Here is a 387-nt window from a genome sequence, read left to right as displayed (position 1 = left end):
CATGGGTAAGCGCACGGGTCATTTTATGCCGGTTTCGATGTTGGACAGTCAGCTTTCAACGTTGGAATCGCCTGTTGGGGAAGATCTGGTTTTTCGCCAGGATGTGTCACGGAGCATTGACGCAATTGTTGGTGCGAGCGTTGGCTGGCTACGGCGGCTTAGAGTTTAGATAAGTGACTGGGGTCAAGCTGTTCTGGCCAGGGACGCAATTCGGATCGCGACCGTCTGAACTGTTTGTGTCCGGTTGTGCTTGACCGTCGTTTTTGATTGGCCGGTTTGGGGTTTGCGCCGACATTTGGCACTGTGGCTTGCGGGTTGCAGCCACATTGGTGCATTGCTGCGGCTTGGCGCTGTGTTTGTGTGTTGGATTGTAGCGGTGTATTTTGT

1 pseudogene is annotated in these 387 nt (G+C 53.5%); it reads left to right on the top strand.

Features of this window, described 5'->3' with window-relative positions:
- A pseudogene (locus AC6CHM_RS25130) lies at positions 1-169 on the top strand (gluconokinase); the annotation flags it as partial.
- Positions 170-387: the final 218 nt, after the last annotated feature.

The organism is Phyllobacterium sp. GQ127, assembly GCF_059758635.1.
This window is presented reverse-complemented; position numbering and strand designations above follow the sequence as displayed.